Here is a 428-nt window from a genome sequence, read left to right as displayed (position 1 = left end):
CTGGTGGTGGCGGAGAGCGAGGGCAGGGTGGTCGGCTGCCTGCAATTGGCGATCTTGCCCGGCATCAGTTCGCAGGGCGGCATCCGCGGTCTGCTCGAGGACGTGCGTGTCGCATCCGATTGCCGCAGCCGCGGCATCGGCGAACAATTGGTGCAATGGGCGGTCACGGAAGCGAAGGCGCGCGGCTGCATCATCGTCGAACTGCTGACGCACCAGAGCCGCACCGACGCGCAGCGCTTCTACAAGCGACTGGGATTCGCCGCGAGCCATGTCGGAATGACTGTCCGTTTTTGACGCAGCTCGGAGCGTGTTCATCCTGCCTGGCTGGCGGCCATTGCCGCTTCAGCGAATCCGCGAGGCACATTGCTTCGCGTTAAGCGTCGGTAAACTAACCACGCGTCGTTCATGTGGACGCAGGAACGAAGGGT

At 63.6% G+C, this 428-nt stretch carries 1 protein-coding gene; it reads left to right on the top strand.

The features are described 5' to 3' along the window. Window positions 1-294: GNAT family N-acetyltransferase (locus AACY49_RS31345; protein ID WP_339528243.1), on the top strand; the 294-nt coding region annotated here is incomplete at its 5' end. Window positions 295-428 lie beyond the last annotated feature (134 nt).

Origin of the sequence: Pseudomonas sp. EL_65y_Pfl2_R96, assembly GCF_963970905.1 — a bacterium.
Taxonomy (GTDB): domain Bacteria; phylum Pseudomonadota; class Gammaproteobacteria; order Pseudomonadales; family Pseudomonadaceae; genus Aquipseudomonas.
Note: the sequence above shows the minus strand (reverse complement) of the source record. Positions and strands in the feature narration are given on the sequence as shown.